Consider the following 20,909-nt stretch of genomic DNA (forward strand, 5'->3'; position numbering starts at 1 on the left):
CGCCGGGAGATCCGATGAGCAGCGTGGTGCGCACCCTCGAGGGTGCTCGCGTGCTCGTGGGCGTCGGCGGCGGGATCGCCGCGTACAAGACCGCGCACCTGGTGCGCGGTCTTGTTGCTGCCGGGGCCGACGTCCGCGTGCTGCCCACCGCCTCCTCGCTCGAGTTCGTCGGAGCCGCCACCTGGGAGGCCCTGAGCCACCACCCGGTGCGCACCTCCGTCTTCGAGGACGTCGACGAGGTCGCCCACGTCCGCGTCGGCCAGGACGCTGATCTGGTGGTGATCGCTCCCGCCACCGCCGACCTCCTGGCACGGCTGCGGATCGGTCGCGCCGATGACCTCCTGACCGCATCACTGCTGGTCACTCGTGCCCCGGTGCTGGTCGCTCCCGCAATGCACACCGAGATGTGGGAGCACCCCTCGACCCGCGAGAACGTGCGGGTGCTCCGTGAGCGGGGAGTCAGTGTGCTCGAGCCCGCGGTGGGCCGTCTCACGGGACCGGATTCCGGTCCCGGCCGCCTTCCCGAACCCGACGCACTGCTGGAGGCCGCCCACGCGGCGATCGCCGCTCCGCGGGATGCGCACGGGGCTGTGCGCCGCGACCTCGCCGGTCGCCAGCTCCTGATCAGTGCCGGCGGCACCCGTGAGCCGCTGGACCCGGTGCGTTTCCTCGCCAACCACTCCTCGGGCCGGCAGGGGTGGGCACTGGCCCACGCCGCCCTGGTCCGCGGCGCGACCGTGCGCCTGGCCGCCGCCAACGTCGAGCTCGAGACGCCCCCCGGGGCACGGCGCCTCGACGCCGGCAGCGCCGCGGAGCTCGCCGCAGTGATCGCCGAGCACAGCAGCGAGGTCGATGCGCTGATCATGGCGGCCGCCGTCGCCGACTTCACCGCCGCCGACCGCTCCGAGTCGAAGATCAAGAAGGACGACGGCGACGAGGACTCCGTGCCCGCCCTCGCCCTCCGCCGCACCGAGGACATCCTGCGCACCAGCGTGCAGCGACGCGGGCAGGAAGCCCGCCCCGTCATCATCGGCTTCGCCGCGGAGACCGGGGGAGAGGGGCGCAGCTCCCTCGAGCTCGCCCGCGAGAAAGCGCGCCGCAAGGGAGCCGACCTGCTCGTGTTCAACGACGTCAGCGGTGACGTCTTCGGCGGCGCGGACAACGCGGTACGGATCCTCGACGGCCGGGGCGAGGAGATCGCGGAGAGCGCGGGCAGCAAGATCGCCGTCGCCCACGCGGTCCTCGACGAGCTGGCCGGTCGGTTCGCCGACGTATCCTGGACCCCATGACCTCCAGCGAGCTGCGCACCTTCACCTCCGAATCGGTCACCGAAGGTCATCCCGACAAGATCTGCGACCAGATCTCCGACGCCATCCTCGATGATCTGCTGTCCCAGGACGCGAGCGCCCGCGTCGCCGTCGAGACGATGGTGACCACCGGCCTCGTCCACGTCGCCGGAGAGGTCCGCACCACCGGCTACAGCGACGTCGCCACCATCGTGCGCAACGTGATCCGGGACATCGGCTACGACTCCTCCATCAAGGGGTTCGACGCGGACTCGTGCGGCATCGAGGTCTCCATCGGCGCGCAGTCCCCGGATATCGCCGCCGGCGTCGACAACTCCGTCGAGAGCCGGGACGGCGCAGGGACCGGCGGCGCCTTCGCACGGCTCGGCGCCGGTGACCAGGGCCTCATGTTCGGCTACGCCTGCAACGACACCCCCGAGCTGATGCCGCTGCCGATCCACGCCGCCCACCGCCTGGTGCGCCATCTCTCCGTCGCCCGCCGCGATGAGGTCCTGCCCTACCTCCGTCCCGACGGCAAGACCCAGGTCTCCATCGGGTACGACGAGCAGGGCGTGGCCCGCAGCGTCGAGGCGATCGTGGTCTCGACCCAGCACAGCGAGGAGGTCGACCTGGAGGGCCAGCTGGCCCCGGCGATCTCGCGCGTGGTGATCGCGCCCGTGCTGGAGGATCTCGCGGGACTGGGGCTGGACGTCTCCGACGTCGCCGTCCACATCAATCCCTCCGGGCGCTTCGTCCTGGGCGGGCCCAAGGGCGATGCCGGGCTGACCGGTCGCAAGATCATCGTGGACACCTACGGCGGCATGGCCCGCCACGGTGGTGGCGCCTTCTCCGGGAAGGACCCCTCGAAGGTGGACCGCTCCGGTGCCTACGCGATGCGCTGGGTGGCCAAGAACATCGTCGCCGCCGGGCTCGCCGATCGCTGCGAGGTCCAGGTGGCCTACGCCATCGGCGTCGCCGAACCCGTCGGCCTGTACGTCGAGACCTTCGGCACCGGCCACGCCCCTGCCCACCAGATCGCGGCGGCGGTCCGCAAGGTCTTCGACCTGCGGCCGGCCGCCCTCATCGACGCCCTCGACCTGCTGCGCCCGATCTACGCACTGACCTCGGTCCACGGCCATTTCGGCCGCGAGCTGCCGGAGTTCACCTGGGAACGCACCGATCGAGCCGAGGAGCTGGAGAACGCCCTGTGACCACGCCTGACCCGACCTCTGCCGCGGGCCTCGACCCGGAGCTCGCCGCCCGCCTCAAGCACGACGAGCGCGGACTGCTCACCGCCGTGGTCCAGGACGCCGCCGACCAGCGCGTACTGATGGTCGGCTGGATGGACGACGAGGCCCTGCACCGCACCCTGACCAGCGGGCGGGCCACCTACTGGTCGCGCTCCCGCGGGGAGTACTGGCGCAAGGGTGACACCAGCGGGCACGTGCAATGGGTCCGCGCCGTGGCACTGGACTGCGACGGCGACACGCTGCTGGTCCAGGTCGACCAGGTCGGCGCGGCCTGCCACCGCGGCACCGAGACCTGCTTCGACGGCGGGGACCTGGGCGCCCTCTCCCTCTCGCCCGCGGAGCGGCACGCATGAACCCGGAGCACCCGACCGCGCCGGATGCCGCTGCCGCCGACCCCTCCGAGGCGTACCCGGAGCTGGTCGCGGGGCGCGAGGGCGACGCCCTCGGCGTGATCCACCCCGACCGCGAGACCTTCCGCGCCCTGGCCGCCCGCCAGCGGGTGGTCCCCGTGAGCATGCGGCTGCTGGCCGACGAGGACACCCCGGTCTCGCTGTACCGCCGTCTGACGGCGGACGGCGACGGCCGCGGCACCTTCCTCCTGGAGTCCGCGGGGGAGGGCGAGGCCTCACGCTGGTCGATCATCGGCACCCGCGCCCGCGCCGTGCTGACCGAGCGCGAGGGCAGCGCCCGCTGGATCGGCGACGTCCCGGCCGGTGTGCCCACCACCGGCAGCCCCGTGGAGGCGCTGCGCGCCGTCACCAGCGCCTTCCGCGCCGCCCGCCAGCCGCACCTGCCTCCCTTCTCCGGCGGCATGGTCGGCTATCTCGCCTACGACGCGGTGCGTCACTGGGAGAAGCTCGAGGTCTCCCCGCCCGACGAGGTGGGCCTGCCGGATCTCTCGATGCTCCTCGCCCAGGACGTGGTCGTCCACGACGACCACGACTCCACGGTGGTGCTGGTCGCCAACGCGCTGAACCTCGACGCCACGGCCGACGGAGTCGATGCCGCCTACGATGACGCGCTCGCGCGCCTGGAGGCGATGCGGGAGCGCCTGCGCACCCCGGTGAGCACCGGTGCGATGGTCTACGAGACCGTTCGCGACCTCGAGCCGAAGGCGCGCACCGCGCAGCTCGAGTACGAGCGGGCCGTGCAGGACGCCGTCCGCGACATCATCGACGGCGAGATCTTCCAGGTGGTGCCCTCGCAGCGCTTCTCCCTGCCGGTGGCGGCGGACCCGCTGGACGTGTACCGGGTGCTGCGGCGGATGAACCCCAGCCCCTACATGTATCTCCTGCGCACCGTCGATGCGAGCGGCGAGCCCATCGACGTGGTGGGCGCGAGTCCCGAGTCGCTGGTCACCGTGCGCGGCAGGACCGCCACCACGCACCCCATCGCCGGCTCCCGCCCGCGCGGCGCGGGCCCGGAGGAGGACGAGCGCCTCGCCCAGGAGCTGCTGGCCGATGCCAAGGAGCGCTCCGAGCACCTCATGCTCGTCGACCTCGCCCGCAACGATCTCCAGAAGTTCTGCGATCCCGGCACCGTGGTGGTGCGCGACTTCATGCACATCCAGCGCTTCTCCCACATCCAGCACATCGTCTCCACCGTCACCGGGCGCATCCGTGACGACGCCCTGGCCTACGACGCGCTGCGGGCCACGTTCCCGGCCGGGACCCTCTCCGGGGCCCCGAAGCCGGCGGCCATGCGGATCATCGACCGGCTCGAGCCGGTCCGGCGCGGCGTGTACGGCGGCACCGTCGGGTACATCGACTTCGCCGGGGACATGGACATGGCCATCGCCATCCGCACCGCCGTGCTCAAGGACGGCACCGCGCACGTCCAGGCCGGCGGGGGAGTGGTCGCCGACTCCGACCCCACCATGGAGCACCGCGAGACCCAGTCGAAGGCGGCCGCGGCCCTGCGCGCCGTCGCCTCGGCCGATACGCTGCGGTCCGCATGAGCACCTCCCGCCCCGCGGACCCTCCGGAAGAGCCGACGTCCGACCTGGCCCCGGCCGGGCCCGCGCGATCGCGGCGCACCCCGAGCCGGCGGATGACCGTGCTGGCCGGCCTGTTCGCCTCGGCCCTGCTGGCCGGTGCCACCCGGATGACCTGGGTGCAGGCCTCGGCGCCGGACCTCGCCGGCACCACGCAGGACGTGGCCGTCAAGGGCACCGACGCCGCTCCCGCCGTGCTCGCCGTGGCGATCGTCGCGGTCGCCGCGGCGCTGGCGACCACGCTGTCCTCGACCTGGGTGCGCTTCGTGACCGGCCCCGTGCTGCTCGCCGCGGGACTGGCCGGCGGATATTCGGCGGTCATGGTGAGCGCAGACCCGATCTCGGCCTCCGGCTCCGCGGTCGCCGGCGCCACGGGCGTCCTCGGCTCCCAGGTGCAGGCCCAGGCCACCGCCTGGCCCCTGCTCACGCTCCTGCCCGCCCTGGCCGTGGCCGCGACCGGTCTGATCGTCCTCGTGGCGGGCCGGACCTGGCCCGTCGGCACGCGGTACCGCAGCGCCGCCGTCACCGTCACGGCGGACCCGGCGGAGGACCCTGCCGCGGCCTGGGACGCCCTGACCCGGGGCGAGGATCCCAGTGCGGACGTCGACGCCCGTGCCGAGCCGGGCCCCGAGAGCGAACCGGGCGACGGCGCGCAGCGCCGCGCCTCCGGGCAGCAGCTCGGTGACCGTGATCACCCGGCCTCCGACACCTGAGCGACAGCGCCGGACGCCGCCCCGTCCGTGGCGCCATGACGTGGCACAATAGCCTCGACAGGGCCCCCTACCGGAGAAGGACCATGACCAAGACCTACGCCGTGCCGCCGCACCCGCCCCACAACGAGGGCAAGACCGCGGCCGCCTGGACGCTGACCATGGGCGTGGTCTTCGGCTCGGCCATCGTGGCCGCGGGAATGATCCTGGCCATGATGCTTCTGGTGTGGATCGGCATCGGCGTGATGGCGCTCGCGATCATCGCGGGCATCGTCATGTCGCTCGCCGGTCTCGGCCAGCCCAAGCCGGAACTCGTCCAGAACGACTCGAGATGACCTGGGCGGCGCGGGACCAGCACGGCCACGCCGTGCCGGACGCCCCCGCCGGCGGACTCCGCAGGACCCTGCTGCCCCTGGGGATCGTGGCCAGCGGGCTCCTCGTCGCTCTCACGGTCCAGGCCACCTTCGACCCCTTCCGCACGAACGTGCCCCTGTGCATCGTCCACACCCTGACCGGGCTGGACTGCCCCGGGTGCGGGGCGATCCGTGCCGTCCACGCGCTGCTGGAGGGGAACCTGCTGCTCGCTCTGCGCAGCAATGCGCTGATCATCCTCGCCCTGCCGGCCGTGGCCGCGGGGCTCGCCCTGTGGACCGTACGACGGGCACGGGGCAGGCCGATCGGCATGCTGCCCTCGAACCGCGTGATGATCCTGCTGGGCGCCCTGGTGGCCCTGTTCACCGTGCTGCGGAACATCCCCGCCTTCTGGTTCCTCGCCCCGATCTCCTTCGTCGGCGCCTGAGCACCGACCCCCGTCCCGATCGCACCACCGGCGATCCCGCCCCAGACCGCTGCAGGAGGCACCCGTGACCCCCACCGGCACCGTGCTCGACGACATCATCGCCGGGGTGCGAGAGGACCTCGAGCCCCGACGCGCGGCGACGCCCGCCACCGAGCTCGAGCAGCTCGCCCGTGACGCCGCCCCGGCCCGCGACGCCCGCGCCGCCCTGCGCGGGGACGGCACCACGATGGGCCTCATCGCCGAGGTCAAGCGTGCCAGCCCCTCCAAGGGCGCACTCGCAGAGATCCCCGCTCCTGCCGACCTCGCGGCGATCTACGCCGACAGCGGTGCGAGCGCGATCAGCGTCCTGACCGAGCCCCGCCGCTTCCGCGGCTCCCTGGAGGACCTCGACGCCGTGCGTGCGCGCGTCGACGTTCCCGTACTGCGCAAGGACTTCATCGTCGATCCGTACCAGGTGCTGGAAGCGCGCGCCCATGGCGCCGACCTGATCCTGCTGATCGTGGCGGCGCTGGAGGATTCACTACTGCGCGACCTCGCCGAGCTCACGGCCGAGCTGGGGATGCATGCCCTGATCGAGGCCCACACCGCCGACGAGCTCGACCGTGCCCTCGCCCTGGATGCCGACCTCCTCGGCGTCAACGCCCGCGACCTCAAGACCCTCGACGTGCACCCCGACCGTGCCGGTGACCTGCTGCGCAGGATCCCGGCCGGACCGCTGGCCATCGGGGAATCGGCCGTGGCCTCCGTCCAGGACGTCGAGGCCTATGCCGCGGCCGGAGCAGACGCCGTGCTGGTCGGCGAGGCACTGGTCACCGCCGGTGATCCTGCCGCCGCCGTCACCGCGTTCCGCCAGGTCGCACGTCGCGGTCGCACCGCCCCGGAAGGAGCCCGCGCATGAGCGCCCCGCATCCCCAGCCCGTCCCGCCCGATGGCCAGGTCCGCACCGATATGCAGCGTCCCGCCGGGCAGCTGCGCTCCGAGTCCGGCCCCTACTTCGGGGACTTCGGCGGTCGATTCCTGCCCGAAGCCCTGGTCCCGGCCCTCGACGAGCTCACCGAGACCTACGAGAAGGCCGTCGTGGACCCGGAGTTCGCGGTCGAGCTGCAGCGCCTGGCAGCGGAGTACACCGGCCGGCCCTCGCTGCTGTCCGAGGTGCCGCGCTTCTCCCAGCTCGCCGGCGGCGCCCGGATCCTGCTCAAGCGCGAGGACCTCAACCACACCGGCAGCCACAAGATCAACAACGTCCTCGGCCAGGCACTGCTGACCAAGCGCATGGGCAAGTCCCGGGTCATCGCGGAGACCGGCGCCGGCCAGCACGGCGTCGCCACCGCCACCGCAGCGGCCCTGTTCGGCCTGGACTGCACGATCTACATGGGCGAGGAGGACACCGAGCGGCAGGCGCTGAACGTCGCCAGGATGCGCCTGCTCGGGGCCGACGTGGTCCCGGTCAGCCAAGGCTCCCGCACCCTCAAGGACGCCATCAACGAAGCGTTCCGCGACTGGGTCGCCAACGTCGAGAGCACCCACTACCTCCTGGGCACCGTCGCCGGACCGCACCCCTTCCCGGTGATGGTCCGCGACTTCCATCGCATCATCGGCGAGGAGGCGCGCTCCCAGACCCTCGAGCGGGTGGGCCGCCTGCCCGACGCGGTGGTCGCCTGCGTCGGCGGCGGCTCGAACGCGATGGGCATCTTCCACGCGTTCCTCGACGACGTGGACCCCGTCGTCCGGCTGATCGGCTGCGAGGCCGGAGGAGACGGCATCGACTCGGGTCGGCACTCCTCGACCATCTCCGGAGGGTCCGCCGGGGTGCTCCACGGGGCCCGCAGCTTCGTGATGCAGGACCAGGACGGCCAGACCATCCCCTCGCACTCGGTCTCCGCCGGGCTGGACTACCCCAGCGTGGGCCCCGAGCACGCCTGGCTCGCGGACATCGGCCGTGCCGAGTACCGGGCCATCGACGACGGCCCCGCCATGGACGCCTTCGCCCTGCTGTCCATGACCGAGGGCATCATGCCCGCGATCGAATCCGCCCACGCACTGGCCGGAGCCCTCGAACTGGGCCGGGAGCTGGGGGAGGAGGCCGTCATCCTGGTCAGCCTCTCCGGTCGGGGGGACAAGGACGTCGACACCGCCTCCCGCTGGTTCGGCCTGGTGGGCGAGGACCCCGCCCGCGCCGACCTCGAGAGCCTCCGCGCCCGCGCCCGCACCACCGCCGGAGACGCCACCGGCCCTGCCGGTGCCGAGGGAGGGGTGTCCCGATGAGCGCCACCGAGACCGCCCGCGTGCGCGCGGGCGACGCCCTGGACATCGCCCGCAGCGAGAACCGCTCTGCACTCATCGGCTACCTGCCCGTCGGGTATCCCGACGTCGAGCAGTCCATCGACGCCGCCCGGGTGCTCATCGATCACGGAGCCGACATGATCGAGCTGGGCCTTCCGTACTCGGACCCGGTCATGGACGGACCGGTGATCCAGCAGGCGGCCTCGGCCGCCCTGGCCGGTGGAGTGCGCACCCGTCACGTGCTCGAGGCCGTCGAGGCGCTCTCGGGCCGCGGAGCCGCCATCCTCGTCATGTCCTACTGGAACCCGGTCCTCGCCTACGGGCCCGCCGCCTTCGCGCGCGACCTCGCCGCGGCCGGCGGGGCCGGAGTCATCACCCCCGACCTGATCCCCGATGAGGGCGCCGACTGGATCGCCGCGAGCGAGGAGCACGGCGTGGACCGCGTGTTCCTGGTCGCACCCAGCTCGCCGCCGGACCGCCTCGCCCATGTGGTCTCCCACACAACGGGCTTCGTCTACGCGGCGAGCACGATGGGCGTCACCGGGACCCGCGCGAGCGTGTCGGCGGCCACCGAGGACCTGGTGGCGCGCACCCGCGCGGCCGGCGCCCGCAACGTCTGCGTCGGTCTCGGCGTCTCGAACGGTGAGCAGGCCGCGCAGGTCGGCGCGTACGCTGATGGAGTGATCGTCGGCTCCGCCTTCGTGCGCACGCTGCTGGACAACGCGGGCGACGCCCCTGCGACCCGCACCGCCCTCGCAGCCGTGGCCGACGATCTGCGCGCCGGAGTGGAGCGCGCTCGCACCGCCTCGTAGTACCGGCCCGAAGGACCCGCACGGCACCACCCCGTCGGCGCAGCATCCACAGGGGCCGCCCGGTCCGCTCTCGGGCCGGCCCCAGCGGGGCGGGCCCGATCGCCCGGCGAGTCCGCCGCCCCGTCGTCCCGCACCGCCCAGCCGTCCCGCACCACAGTGAGGAGAGCCCGGACATGATCCCCAGTTCGCCCATCTCCTCGCTCTCCCTCGGCCCGCTCACGGTGCACTTCTACGCGATCTGCATCCTGCTCGGGATGGGGGTGGCCCTGTGGTGGGCCACCAAGCGCTGGGTCGCGCGCGGCGGCGACGGCGACGACCTCTTCGACATCGTGTTCGTCGCGATCATCGCCGGGATCATCGGCGCCCGCATCTGGCACGTGCTGACCTCCCCGGCCCCGTTCTTCGGGGAGGGCGGGAACCCCATCGCCGTGCTCTACATCTGGCAGGGCGGCCTGGCGATCTACGGCGGCGTGGCCGGCGGCGCGATCGCGGCATACTTCATGGCCCGGATGAAGCAGGTCTCGTTCACGGCCCTGGCCGACACCATCGCCCCCACCCTGATGGTCGCGCAGGCCATCGGCCGGTTCGGCAACTGGTTCAACCAGGAGCTCTACGGCCCGCCCCTGGACACCTGGTGGGCGTGGGACGTCACGTGCGTCACCAACGGCACCACGATCCCCGGCTGTGAGCCCGGCACGTACCACCCGACCTTCCTGTACGAGCAGCTGTGGAACCTCGTCGGTGTCGTGGTGCTGCTGGCCCTGGCGCGCCGCTTCGAGCTGGGCGGCGGCCGCGTGTTCTGGGCCTACGCCGGGATCTACTCGACCGGCCGCGCCTGGATCGACGCCATCCGCAGCGAGCCCGTCCTGATGATCGGGCCGCTGCGCATCCACACCCTGGTCGCTATCATCATGGTTCTGGTCGCCCTACTCGCCTTCGTGATCCTCACCGTGCGACAACGCCGGCGCGGCGGCGAGGTCGTCGCGGCCGACGGATCGTTCGTCGTACCCGCCCCCGCCGAGGACGAGGACCCCGACGACGAGGACGAGCCCGACAGATCCGGGACTCCTCCCGCCGCCGACGAAGAATCCTCCCCCCGGGACCCGGAGGGCCCCACGGACACCGGACGCCACAGACGCGCCTGAGGACCGTGGCCCGGACCGGGCACCCGTCGACCACCGGCGAGCCGTCACCGGCCGCCCACCTGGAAGGGCTCGTATGCACCCCCTCGATACCCGCTTCTCCCGCTTCCCCGCCTCGCAGGGCCTCTACCGCCCCGAGAGCGAGGGCGACTCGTGCGGCGTGGCGATGATCGCCACCCTCCGCGGCCGCCCCGGCCACGACATCGTCGAGCACGCCCTGACGGCGCTGCGCAACCTCGAGCACCGCGGAGCCGTCGGTGCCGAGGAGGCCACCGGTGACGGCGCCGGAATCATGGTCCAGCTGCCGGATTCGTTTCTGCGCGAGGTCAGCGGCCTCGAGCTGCCGCCGCTGGGCTCCTACGCCGCCGGCATCGCCTTCGTCCCCCGCGACGAGGAGGGCCGCCGCGAGGCGTTCGAGGCCCTCGAGTCGATCTGCGCCGAGGAGGGCCTGCGAGTCCTCGGCCAGCGCGAGGTGCCCACCACCGACGGCCTCGTCGGGCCCTCCGCCGAGGCCGTCCGCCCCGACTTCGTGCAGGTCTTCGTCGCCGACGCGGCCGGTCAGCGCACCGGTATCGAGCTCGAGCGCGCCGCCTTCGCGGTGCGCCGCCGGGTCGAGCACACCACCCGCGCCTACTTCCCCTCGCTGTCCACGCGCGTGATGGTCTACAAGGGCATGCTCACCCCGGCCCAGCTCGAGCAGTTCTACCCGGACCTGCACGACCCGCGGTTCGAGGCCGAGCTGGCGATCGTCCACTCCCGGTTCTCGACCAACACGTTCCCGGCCTGGCCGCTGGCCCATCCCTTCCGGACCCTGGCCCACAACGGCGAGATCAACACGGTGATCGGCAACCGCAACCGGCTGCGCGCCGCCGAGGGCAGCATGCGCACCGACGTGTTCGGCGAGGACTTCGCGCGGCTGCTGCCGGTCAGCACGCCCGGGGCGTCGGACTCGGCGAGCCTGGACGAGACCCTCGAGCTGCTGAACCTCTCGGGCCGCTCGCTCCCGCACGCGCTGATGATGCTGATCCCCGAGCCGTGGGAGAACGACGACTCGATGGACCCGGACCTGCGGGCCTTCTACGAGTTCCACGCCGCCCTGCAGGAGCCGTGGGACGGCCCGGCCTCGGTCGTCTTCACCGATGGCACGCAGGTCGGTGCGCGCCTGGACCGCAACGGGCTGCGCCCCTTGCGGTACTGGGTCACCGACGACGACCTGGTGATCCTGGGCTCGGAGACCGGGCTGCTGGACGTCCCGCGCTCCTCCCTGGTGCGCACCGGGCGCGTCGCGCCGGGCGAGATCTTCCTGGTGGACGTCGCCGAGGGCGAGATCGTGCCCAGCCAGGAGCTCAAGCACCGCATCGCCACCGAGCACCCGTACGGGACCTGGGTGCGCGAGCAGAAGGTGAATCTGTCCGAGCTGCCCTCCCGCGAGCACATCACCCACACCCGCTCCTCCGTGGTCCGGCGTCAGCAGACGTTCGGGTACACCGAGGAGGAGCTGAGGATCCTGCTCGCCCCGATGGCCGCCAAGGGCGCGGAGCCGCTCGGTGCGATGGGCACCGACACCCCGATCGCGGTGCTCTCGGATCGCCCGAGGCTGCTGTTCGACTACTTCACCCAGATGTTCGCCCAGGTCACCAACCCTCCGCTGGACTCCCTGCGCGAGGAGATCGTGACCTCGCTGGGCGTGGCCATCGGCCAGGCGCGGAACCTGCTCGACGCCACCCCGCAGCACGCTCGCCAGCTGGCGCTGGACTTCCCCATCATCGACAACGACGAGCTCGCCAAGATCGTGGCGGTCGACGCCAACCCGGCGACCGCGGACTTCCGCACCGTGCGCCTGCGCGGCCTGTACCCGGTCGCGGGCGGCACCGAGGCGCTCGAGAAGCGTCTGCAGGAGATCTGTGACGAAGCGGTCGCCGCGATCGACGACGGCGCCACCTTCCTGGTGCTCTCGGACCGTGATGCGAACCAGGTGCTCGCGCCGATCCCCTCGCTGCTGCTGACCAGCGCCGTCCAGCACCATCTGGTGCGCACGGGCCGCCGTACCGCCGCGGCCCTGCTGGTCGAGGCCGGCGACGTCCGCGAGGTCCACCACGCCGCCCTGCTGATCGGCTACGGCGCCAGCGCCATCAACCCCTACCTCGCGATGGAGAGCGTCGAGGAGCTCGTCGAGCGCGGCGTGGTCAGCGACGTCGCCCCCGAGCAGGCGGTGCGCAACCTCATCGTCGCCCTCGGCAAGGGCGTCCTGAAGATCATGTCGAAGATGGGCATCGCCACGGTGGCCTCGTACCGCGGCGCGCAGATCTTCGAGGCCGTCGGCCTCTCCCAGGACCTGGTGGACACCTACTTCCCGGGCACCATCTCCCGCATCGGCGGCATCGACCTCGACGTCATCGCCCAGGAGAACGCGGCCCGCCACGCCCTGGCCTACCCGGTCGACGGCGTCCACCAGGCTCACCGGAGCCTGCCCGTCGGCGGCGAGTACCAGTGGCGCCGCGAGGGCGAGCCGCACCTGTTCACGCCCGAGGCCGTCTTCCGCCTGCAGCACTCGGCGCGCACCCGTCAGTACGACGAGTTCCGTCGCTACACGGACGAGGTCGACGACCAGCACGAACGTCTGATGACCATCCGCGGGCTGCTGAAGCTGCGCACGGAGGACCAGTCGCCGGTGCCGATCGAGGAGGTCGAGCCGGTCGAGTCGATCACCCGCCGCTTCATGACCGGCGCGATGAGCTACGGGTCCATCTCGCAGGAGGCCCACGAGACGCTGGCCATCGCGATGAACCGCCTGGGCGGCATGTCCAACAGCGGTGAGGGCGGCGAGGACACGGAGCGTCTGCACGATCCTGAGCGGCGCAGCGCGATCAAGCAGATCGCCTCCGGCCGCTTCGGCGTGACCAGCCAGTACCTGACGTTCGCGCGGGACATCCAGATCAAGATCGCCCAGGGTGCGAAGCCCGGCGAGGGCGGCCAGCTGCCCCCGGAGAAGGTCTACCCGTGGATCGCACGGACCCGCCACTCCACCCCCGGCATCGGCCTGATCTCCCCGCCGCCGCACCACGACATCTACTCGATCGAGGATCTCGCCCAGCTGATCCACGACGCCAAGTCGGCGAACCCCGCCGCCCGCGTCCACGTCAAGCTGGTCTCCCGCTTCGGGGTCGGCACGGTCGCGACCGGCGTGTCCAAGGCGCACGCCGACGTGGTGCTGATCTCCGGCCACGACGGCGGCACGGGGGCCAGCCCGCTGAACTCGCTCAAGCACGCCGGCACCCCCTGGGAGCTGGGCCTGGCCGAGACGCAGCAGACCCTGCTGCTGAACGGCCTGCGCGACCGCATCACGGTGCAGGTCGACGGGCAGATGAAGACCGGACGCGACGTGATCATCGCCGCCCTGCTGGGCGCCGAGGAGTACGGCTTCGCGTCCGCTCCGCTGGTCGTCTCCGGCTGCGTGATGATGCGCGTGTGCCACCTGGACACCTGCCCGGTGGGCGTGGCCACCCAGAACCCCGAGCTGCGTGCGCGCTACACCGGCCAGGCCGAGCACGTGGTGACGTTCTTCCAGTTCGTCGCCGAGCAGGTCCGCGAGCACCTCGCCGCACTGGGTCTGCGCTCTCTGGACGAGGCGATCGGTCGCACCGACCTGCTGGGTCTGCGCGACGACACGATGAGCCGCTCGGTGCTGGGTGCGGCCAAGCGCGAGGGTCTCGATCTCGAGGCGATCCTCGCCGCCCCCGTCATCCACGAGGGCGACTTCCCCCGGCGCCGGCGCGACCAGGACCACCAGCTGGAACGGGCGGCGGACCACCCCTGGATCGAACAGGCCGCCGAGGTCATCGAGGGACGGCTGGCCTCGGTGCACATCACCGACACCATCAGCAACGTCCAGCGCAGCACGGGCACGCTCCTGGGCCACGAAGTCACCCGGCGCACCGGGGGCGAGGGTCTGGCCGAGGACTCCGTCGTGCTCGATCTCGAGGGCACCGGCGGGCAGTCCTTCGGCGCCTTCCTCCCGGCCGGCATCTCCCTCCAGCTGCGGGGCGACGCCAACGACTACGTCGGCAAGGGGCTCTCCGGCGGTGTGATCGCCATCGGCCACGGCGCCGGCTCCGCCCCCTCACTGACCTCCGCCCCGATCGCGGGCAACACCTGCGCCTACGGGGCCACCAGCGGCAGACTGCTGCTGGCCGGCTCCGCAGGGGAGCGGTTCGGCGTGCGCAATTCCGGGGCCACCCTGGTCGTCGAGGGCATCGGCGACCACGGCGCGGAGTACATGACCGGTGGCGCCGTGGTGATCCTGGGCCCGACGGGACGCAACCTGGGCGCCGGCATGAGCGGGGGCACGCTGTTCGTCCTCGATCTCGATACGGCCTCCCTGAACCCCAAGGACGCCGCCACCTTCGAGATCACGCCCGTGCGCGAGGAGCACCGGGCCTTCGTCCTGGAGGCGGTCTCCGAGCACGCCCGGCGCACCGGCTCCGACCGTGCGGCCGCCCTGCTGGCCGACGAGGACGAGCTGATGAGCCGGCTCACCGAGGTCGCCCCCCGCGCCTTCCTGCGCATCACCTCGATCCGCGAGGACGCGCTGGCCCAAGGGGTCGACCCCGATTCGAACGACGTCTGGAACGAGATCATGGAGAGCACTCATGGCTGATCCCCGAGGATTCCTGCGGTATCGCGACCGCGAGCTGCCCGCCCCTCGGCCGGTCCCGGTGCGGCTCATGGACTGGCGCGAGGTGTACGAGGCCCGCGAGAAGGGCACGCTGAACGTCGTCTCCCGACAGGCCGGGCGCTGCATGAACTGCGGCATCCCCTTCTGCCACCAGGGCTGCCCGCTGGGCAACCTGATCCCGGAGTGGAACGACCTGGTCTACCGCGACGACTGGCACGAGGCGATCGAGCGCCTGCACGCGACCAACAACTTCCCGGAGTTCACCGGCCGCGCCTGCCCGGCGCCGTGCGAGTCCAGCTGTGTGCTGGGCATCAACCAGCCGCCGGTGACCATCAAGAACGTCGAGGTCTCGATCATCGACCGCGCCTTCGAGGAGGGCTGGGTCGAGCCCGTCGAGCCGTCCCGTCAGACCGGCCGCGCCGTGGCCGTCGTCGGATCCGGTCCGGCCGGCCTCGCCGCCGCGCAGCAGCTGACCCGTGCCGGCCACTCGGTGGTCGTCTTCGAGCGCGATGACCGCATCGGCGGCCTGCTGCGCTACGGCATCCCCGAGTTCAAGCTGGAGAAGCGCCACATCGACCGCCGGCTCGAGCAGATGCGCGCTGAGGGCACGCGGTTCCGCACCGGTGTCGACGTCGGCGGCGAGGGCCCCGGCGCCCTCTCCGTCGAGAAGCTGCGCTCCCGGTTCGACGCCGTGGTGCTGGCCACCGGTGCGAGCACGCCGCGGCAGCTGGACGTTCCCGGACGTGACGCCGCGGGCATCCATCCGGCCATGGAGTACCTGACCCAGGCCAACCGCCGGGTGGCCGGCGACGAGCTGGAGGGCCAGATCACCGCCGAGGGCAAGGACGTGGTGATCATCGGCGGCGGCGACACCGGCGCGGACTGCCTCGGCACCGCCCTGCGCCAGGGCGCGAAGTCGGTGACCACCCTCGCCATCGGCACTCAGCCCCCCAGCGAGCGCGACGAGAACCAGCCCTGGCCGACGCACCCGGTGCTGTACGAGGTCTCCACCGCCCACGAGGAGGGCGGTGAGCGTTCGTACCTCGCCTCGACCACCGGCTTCGAGACCGACGAGAACGGGGCTGTCACCGGGCTCCGGGTGGCGCGCACCCAATTCCGCGACGGGAAGCGTCTGCCCACCCCCGGGACCGAGACCGTGCTGCCCGCGACGCTGGTGCTGGTGGCCATGGGCTTCACCGGGCCGCGCACGGACGGGCTGCTGTCCTCGCTCGGCGTGGAGCTCACCTCGCGCGGCAACGTCGCGCACGACGGGCAGTGGGCGACGGACGTCCCCGGCGTGTTCACCGCCGGCGACTGCGCCCGCGGTCAGAGCCTCATCGTGTGGGCGATCGCGGAGGGGCGCTCCTGCGCCGCCGCCGTCGACAGCCACCTGATGGGGGACACCTCTCTCCATGCGCCCGTCGCGCCGGGAGAGAAGCCCGTCACAGTGTGAAAGACTGGGCCCACACGCGATGCTGCGGCCCCTTCGGCGAGCGTCCGTGACGTTCGCCGGCGGGCCGCGGCCCTTATCAGAACTACAGATGGGTTGACATGCGCAAAGCGAAGATCGTCTGCACACTCGGTCCGGCGACCAATACCTACGAGCAGATCCGGACCCTGATCGAGGCGGGGATGAACGTGGCGAGGATGAACCTCAGCCACGGCACCCACGAAGATCACGAGCAGGTCTACGCGAACATCCGCAAGGCGGCCGAGGATCTGGGCCGCAACGTCGCCATCCTGGTCGATCTGCAGGGCCCCAAGATCCGTCTCGGCAAGTTCGAGGACGGCCCGCACCAGCTCGAGGTCGGTGACGAGTTCGTCATCACCACCGAGGACATCGTGGGGACCAAGCAGCGGGTCTCGACCACCTTCAAGGGCCTGCCGGGCGACTGCCGCCCGGGGGATGTCCTCCTGATCGACGACGGCAAGGTCTCCGTCCGTGTCACCGACGTCTCCGAGACCGAGGTCAGCACGGTCGTCGAGGTCCCCGGCCCGGTCTCCGACAGCAAGGGCATCAACCTGCCCGGCGTGGCCGTCTCCGTCCCGGCGATGAGCGAGAAGGACGTCGCGGATCTGCGCTGGGGCCTGGCCCTGGGCGCCGACGTGATCGCCCTGTCCTTCGTGCGCGACGCGCACGACATGGACGAGGTGCTGCGGATCATGCAGGAAGAGGGTCGCCGCGTCCCCGTCGTCGCGAAGATCGAGAAGCCGCAGGCCGTGCGCGCGCTGCGCTCCATCGTCGGTGCCTTCGACGGCATCATGGTCGCCCGCGGCGATCTCGGCGTCGAGCTGCCGCTGGAGCAGGTCCCGCTGGTCCAGAAGCGCGCCATCGAGCTCGCCCGCCGCAACGCCAAGCCGGTGATCGTCGCCACCCAGGTGCTGGAGTCGATGATCACGAGCCCGCGCCCCACCCGCGCCGAGGCCTCCGACTGCGCCAACGCCATCCTCGACGGCGCAGACGCGGTGATGCTCTCGGGCGAGACCAGCGTCGGCGCCTATCCCTTCGAGGCGGTCCGCACGATGGCCCGCATCGTCACCAACACCGAGGAGAACGGCGCAGACCGCATCCTCCCGCTGGGCACCATCCCGCATACCCGCGGCGGAGCGATCACCCGCGCGGCCGCCGAGATCGGTGACCAGCTCTCGGCGCAGTACCTGGTGACCTTCACCGAGTCCGGCGACACCGCGCGGCGCCTGTCCCGCCTGCGTCCCACGATCCCTCTGCTGGCGATGACCCCGTACCCCGAGGTCGCCCGCCAGCTGTCCCTGACCTGGGGCATCGAGGCGCACCTGGTGCCGATGCAGAAGGATTCCGACGCGATGGTCAGCGTCGTCGACGAGCTGCTGCGCGAGCACAAGGGCCTGCAGAAGAACGATCTGGTCATCATCGCGGCCGGGTCGCCTCCCGGGGTCCACGGCTCCACCAACACCCTCCGGGTCCACCGCATCGGCGACCTCGACGGCACCGAGTCCGCTCGTATCGAGGCCGACCGCATCGCCGCCGGGCCGCAGACCTGATCCGGACCCGCTCCGACGAGACGGCGCCCGCCGGCCTGCATGGCCGGCGGGCGCCGTCTCCCGGTGCGGCACGCACGTGAGATGTGCGACGCCGGTACTGCGTGCCGGGTGCGGGACTCGAACCCGCACGCCCTCGCGGACAGCGCATTTTGAGTGCGCCGCGTCTACCATTCCGCCAACCCGGCTCGCCCCCCGTGGAGTAGGGCTGGACTAGGATACCGCTGATGACCACCGGCCTTGGCCGCCCGGGTGCCGACCCGCGGCCGGGCCCTCCCGACACATAGGGCGACATGAACGACGACACCGCTTCCCTTCCCGACGACACCCAGGACCTCCCCGAGCAGGAGGAGGGCCGCTCCCAGCGCACAGCCATCGTGGCCGAGGACGAGAGCCTCATCCGCATGGACATCGTCGAGACCCTCACCGAGGCCGGTTTCGAGGTGGTCGCTGCGGTCGGCGATGGCGAGAGCGCCGTGACCAAGGCTCGTGAGCTGCGGCCCGACGTCGTCATCATGGATGTGAAGATGCCGCAGACCGACGGCGTCAGCGCCGCTGAGCGCATCGGTGAGGACAACCTCGCTCCCGTCGTGATGCTCACGGCGTTCTCGCAGGCCGAGCTCGTCGAGCGCGCCCGCGATGCCGGCGCCATGGCCTACGTCGTCAAGCCCTTCACCCCGGCCGACCTGCTGCCGGCGATCGAGATCGCGATCTCCCGCTTCACTCAGATCACGCAGCTGGAGGCCGAGATCCAGGATCTCGGCGAACGGTTCGAGACCCGCAAGCGCGTGGACCGCGCCAAGGGCCTGCTGCAGACCAACATGGGTCTGTCGGAGCCGGAGGCCTTCCGCTGGATCCAGAAGACCTCGATGGACCGTCGCCTGACCATGCGCGAGGTCGCCGACGCCGTCATCGATCAGCTGGGCGGTCCCGGCAAGGAGTGACATCGATCCGGGGCCGTCGGGCCCGGAGCGGGAGGGGACGCACGGGGGCATGGTGATCTCACGACGCAGGCTGGTGCGACGACTCGGGGCGGGAGTCCTCGGCACCGGCGCACTGGCAGCCTGCACCAACGGTCGCAGAGGCCGGGGCCGCGGCCGTGCCACCACCACCGCCCCCACCGGCGCCGCGCAGGAGGAGCCCGACGTTCCGCTGGTGCTGGGCTCGATCGGCGCCTCCTACGGGCGCGCCGGCGCCTTCGAGAAGACCATCGCCATCGCCGTCCACGAGGCCATGATCGACGTCAACGCGCGATGGAAGGGCCTGTTCGGCCATGAGGTCGAGATGACCGAGCGCCACGTGATGGAGGAGGCCGGTGAGGACCTCACCGACGTGATCACCTCGATGGCCGACTCCGGGGTGACCGCCGTGATCACCTCCATCGACGAGGACGCACTGATCGCGGCGATCCCTGCCTTCGTGGAGGCCGGCATCGCGGTGATCGACGTCTTCACCTCGGGGATGAGCGTGCGCGCGGCCGAGGTGCAGAGCTCCGGCATGCTGGTGCGGCTGGCCCCCAACGACCGCGCGATCGCGGCCCTCTACGCGGAGGAAGCGTGGGCGGGCTCCTCCGACAAGGGCGGGGACCCGGGCACCGTCGCCTACGTCTCCGAGGACACCGCCCAGGGCCAGAGCCTGCTGCACGAGCTGGAGCAGGTCCTCAACCCCGAGGGCGGCAAGATCGTCTCGAAGCACTTCTACCCCTTCGGCAAGATCGGCACGATCGGAAAGATCGTCGAGAAGGTGCTGGAGTCGCCGCCGGCGCTGCTGGTGGTCAACGGCGGACCGGAGGCGGGTCGCCTGCTCTCCGAGCTGTACAAGGCGACGCTGGACGAGGGTCAGCGCCCCACCGTCGAGTTCCCCACGCGACTGTCCCCGGCCGCGACGGTGGACTACGCCGACGAGCAGCTCGCCCCGGAATGCCTGACCAGGGCGACGGGTTTCGAACCCGGCGGCGAGCTCACCGTCGAGCACGTCAACATGATGCTCAACGTGGACCCTGGCCTCCTGGACACCGGGTACGCGTACTCACAGCAGGCCTACGACGCCGTGATCCTCGCCGGACTCGCCGCGCAGAACGCCCTGTCCGTCCAGGGGACCGACATCGCCAGCTCGATCCGGCAGGTGCTCACCGGCACCGAGGAATGCACGGACTACGGCGACTGTCGCAGCACCCTTCGCGTCGCACTGGAGGCCGGGGACCGTGCCACGATCTCGTTCGTCGGCAGGATGGGGGCGCTGGAGCTGGGGGACGGTCCCGATCCGCGCACCGGCGACCTGCGGACCTACTCGTGGACCGAGGCGAACGAGATCGAGACCGGAGAAGCGACCAGCTTCGAGGTCGACGCCTGACCACGGACCCGTCCCGCCCCGGCACCCGGTCAGCGTGACGGCAGCAGCATGGTGGAGACGGTGACGGTGCTCAGCAGTGTGCCGCGCTCGTCGTGCACGTCGACCAGGTAGCTCGCCACCTGCCGACCGGCGTGGCGGATCGTGCAGGTCGCCGTGACGATCCCCTCGCGCGCCGAGCGATGATGCAGCGCCGAGACGGAGGTGCCGACGGCCTGGGCACCGTCGCCGTGGACCTCGCGGGCACGGAGGATCCCTGCGAACGAGGCAACCGACTCCGCGAGGGCGATGGTGGCACCGCCGTGCAGCAGCCCCGCCGGCTGCGTGTTCCCGGCCACGGGCATGGTCATGGTTCCGCCGCGAGCATCGAGGCTGAGCAGCTCCATGCCGCAGCGTTCGATGAGCGTGCCGCGGATCATGGGCTCGACGATCCTGCGCAGGTCCTCGCCGGACAGCGGGGCGGAGACGCCGGCCCGGTCCTGACCGTCGGCCGGACCGTCGCAGCCGGCAGGGTGGTTCTCTGGCGTGTCGGTCATGGACCGAGCCTGCCACAGCGGGACCCGCGCGCGCGTCGGGCCGACGTGGGAGACTG

Annotated in this window: 17 protein-coding genes and 1 tRNA gene; 16 read left to right on the plus strand and 2 right to left on the minus strand. The window is 71.8% G+C overall.

Annotation, left to right across the window (positions count from 1 at the left end; genetic code table 11):
* The first annotated feature begins 14 nt into the window (after positions 1-14).
* The 14 genes from coaBC (at position 15) to pyk (ending at position 17,971) form a co-directional block, all read left to right on the plus strand.
* A complete protein-coding gene (gene coaBC / locus ACFQRD_RS03700) occupies positions 15-1,289 on the plus strand; it encodes a bifunctional phosphopantothenoylcysteine decarboxylase/phosphopantothenate--cysteine ligase CoaBC (protein ID WP_377017242.1) in 1,275 nt (424 codons plus the stop codon).
* On the plus strand, positions 1,286-2,497 hold the full coding sequence (metK, locus tag ACFQRD_RS03705; RefSeq protein ID WP_377017240.1) for a methionine adenosyltransferase: 1,212 nt from the start codon (positions 1,286-1,288) through the stop codon (positions 2,495-2,497). Before coaBC ends, metK begins: the two co-directional genes overlap by 4 nt.
* Positions 2,494-2,889 (plus strand): phosphoribosyl-AMP cyclohydrolase, encoded by a 396-nt coding sequence (gene hisI / locus ACFQRD_RS03710; RefSeq protein WP_377017238.1) that lies wholly within the window; start codon positions 2,494-2,496, stop codon positions 2,887-2,889. Before metK ends, hisI begins: the two co-directional genes overlap by 4 nt.
* Positions 2,886-4,493, plus strand: coding sequence for an anthranilate synthase component I (locus ACFQRD_RS03715; protein ID WP_377017236.1), 1,608 nt, complete (start codon positions 2,886-2,888; stop codon positions 4,491-4,493). The genes hisI and ACFQRD_RS03715 overlap by 4 nt, the downstream gene beginning before the upstream one ends.
* Positions 4,490-5,242, plus strand: coding sequence for a Trp biosynthesis-associated membrane protein (locus tag ACFQRD_RS03720; protein WP_377017234.1), 753 nt, complete (start codon positions 4,490-4,492; stop codon positions 5,240-5,242). The genes ACFQRD_RS03715 and ACFQRD_RS03720 overlap by 4 nt, the downstream gene beginning before the upstream one ends.
* A gap of 83 nt (positions 5,243-5,325) precedes the next feature.
* Positions 5,326-5,574, plus strand: a complete 249-nt coding sequence (locus tag ACFQRD_RS03725; RefSeq protein WP_377017232.1) for an HGxxPAAW family protein — start codon at positions 5,326-5,328, stop codon at positions 5,572-5,574.
* Complete coding sequence (locus tag ACFQRD_RS03730; protein WP_377017230.1) at positions 5,571-6,038, plus strand: DUF2752 domain-containing protein; 468 nt, start codon at positions 5,571-5,573, stop codon at positions 6,036-6,038. Before ACFQRD_RS03725 ends, ACFQRD_RS03730 begins: the two co-directional genes overlap by 4 nt.
* Positions 6,039-6,102: 64 nt before the next feature.
* Positions 6,103-6,936, plus strand: coding sequence for an indole-3-glycerol phosphate synthase TrpC (trpC, locus tag ACFQRD_RS03735; RefSeq protein WP_377017228.1), 834 nt, complete (start codon positions 6,103-6,105; stop codon positions 6,934-6,936).
* Positions 6,937-6,986: 50 nt separating this feature from the next.
* Positions 6,987-8,303: a tryptophan synthase subunit beta gene (trpB, locus tag ACFQRD_RS03740; RefSeq protein WP_377017286.1), complete on the plus strand. Its 1,317-nt coding sequence runs from the start codon at positions 6,987-6,989 to the stop codon at positions 8,301-8,303.
* Positions 8,300-9,133 carry a tryptophan synthase subunit alpha gene (gene trpA, locus ACFQRD_RS03745; RefSeq protein ID WP_377017226.1) on the plus strand — a complete coding sequence of 278 codons (834 nt, stop codon included), beginning with the start codon at positions 8,300-8,302 and terminating at the stop codon, positions 9,131-9,133. The genes trpB and trpA overlap by 4 nt, the downstream gene beginning before the upstream one ends.
* A 173-nt stretch (positions 9,134-9,306) precedes the next feature.
* Positions 9,307-10,278, plus strand: coding sequence for a prolipoprotein diacylglyceryl transferase (gene lgt / locus ACFQRD_RS03750; RefSeq protein ID WP_377017224.1), 972 nt, complete (start codon positions 9,307-9,309; stop codon positions 10,276-10,278).
* A 73-nt stretch (positions 10,279-10,351) separates the two neighbouring features.
* On the plus strand, positions 10,352-14,932 hold the full coding sequence (gene gltB / locus ACFQRD_RS03755) for a glutamate synthase large subunit (protein ID WP_377017222.1): 4,581 nt from the start codon (positions 10,352-10,354) through the stop codon (positions 14,930-14,932).
* Complete coding sequence (locus ACFQRD_RS03760) at positions 14,925-16,403, plus strand: glutamate synthase subunit beta (protein WP_377017220.1); 1,479 nt, start codon at positions 14,925-14,927, stop codon at positions 16,401-16,403. Before gltB ends, ACFQRD_RS03760 begins: the two co-directional genes overlap by 8 nt.
* 98 nt (positions 16,404-16,501) lie before the next feature.
* Entirely contained in the window at positions 16,502-17,971 is a 1,470-nt protein-coding gene (gene pyk, locus ACFQRD_RS03765; RefSeq protein WP_377017218.1) for a pyruvate kinase, read from the plus strand.
* Between the two features lie 102 nt (positions 17,972-18,073).
* Here pyk and ACFQRD_RS03770 read toward each other — a convergent pair.
* A tRNA-Leu gene (locus ACFQRD_RS03770) sits at positions 18,074-18,156 on the minus strand.
* 105 nt (positions 18,157-18,261) lie between these two features.
* Between ACFQRD_RS03770 and ACFQRD_RS03775 the strand changes: the two genes are divergently transcribed.
* Both ACFQRD_RS03775 and ACFQRD_RS03780 read left to right on the plus strand, forming a co-directional pair.
* On the plus strand, positions 18,262-18,912 hold the full coding sequence (locus ACFQRD_RS03775; protein ID WP_377017216.1) for an ANTAR domain-containing response regulator: 651 nt from the start codon (positions 18,262-18,264) through the stop codon (positions 18,910-18,912).
* Between the two features lie 49 nt (positions 18,913-18,961).
* On the plus strand, positions 18,962-20,320 hold the full coding sequence (locus ACFQRD_RS03780) for an ABC transporter substrate-binding protein (protein ID WP_377017214.1): 1,359 nt from the start codon (positions 18,962-18,964) through the stop codon (positions 20,318-20,320).
* 29 nt (positions 20,321-20,349) lie between these two features.
* On the opposite strand, the gene ACFQRD_RS03785 is transcribed toward ACFQRD_RS03780, so the two are convergent.
* Positions 20,350-20,853, minus strand: coding sequence for a PaaI family thioesterase (locus ACFQRD_RS03785; protein ID WP_377017212.1), 504 nt, complete (start codon positions 20,851-20,853; stop codon positions 20,350-20,352).
* Between the last annotated feature and the right edge of the window lie 56 nt (positions 20,854-20,909).

The sequence above is a fragment of the Brachybacterium sp. GCM10030268 genome, from assembly GCF_042666305.1.
In the GTDB taxonomy this organism is placed as follows: domain Bacteria; phylum Actinomycetota; class Actinomycetes; order Actinomycetales; family Dermabacteraceae; genus Brachybacterium.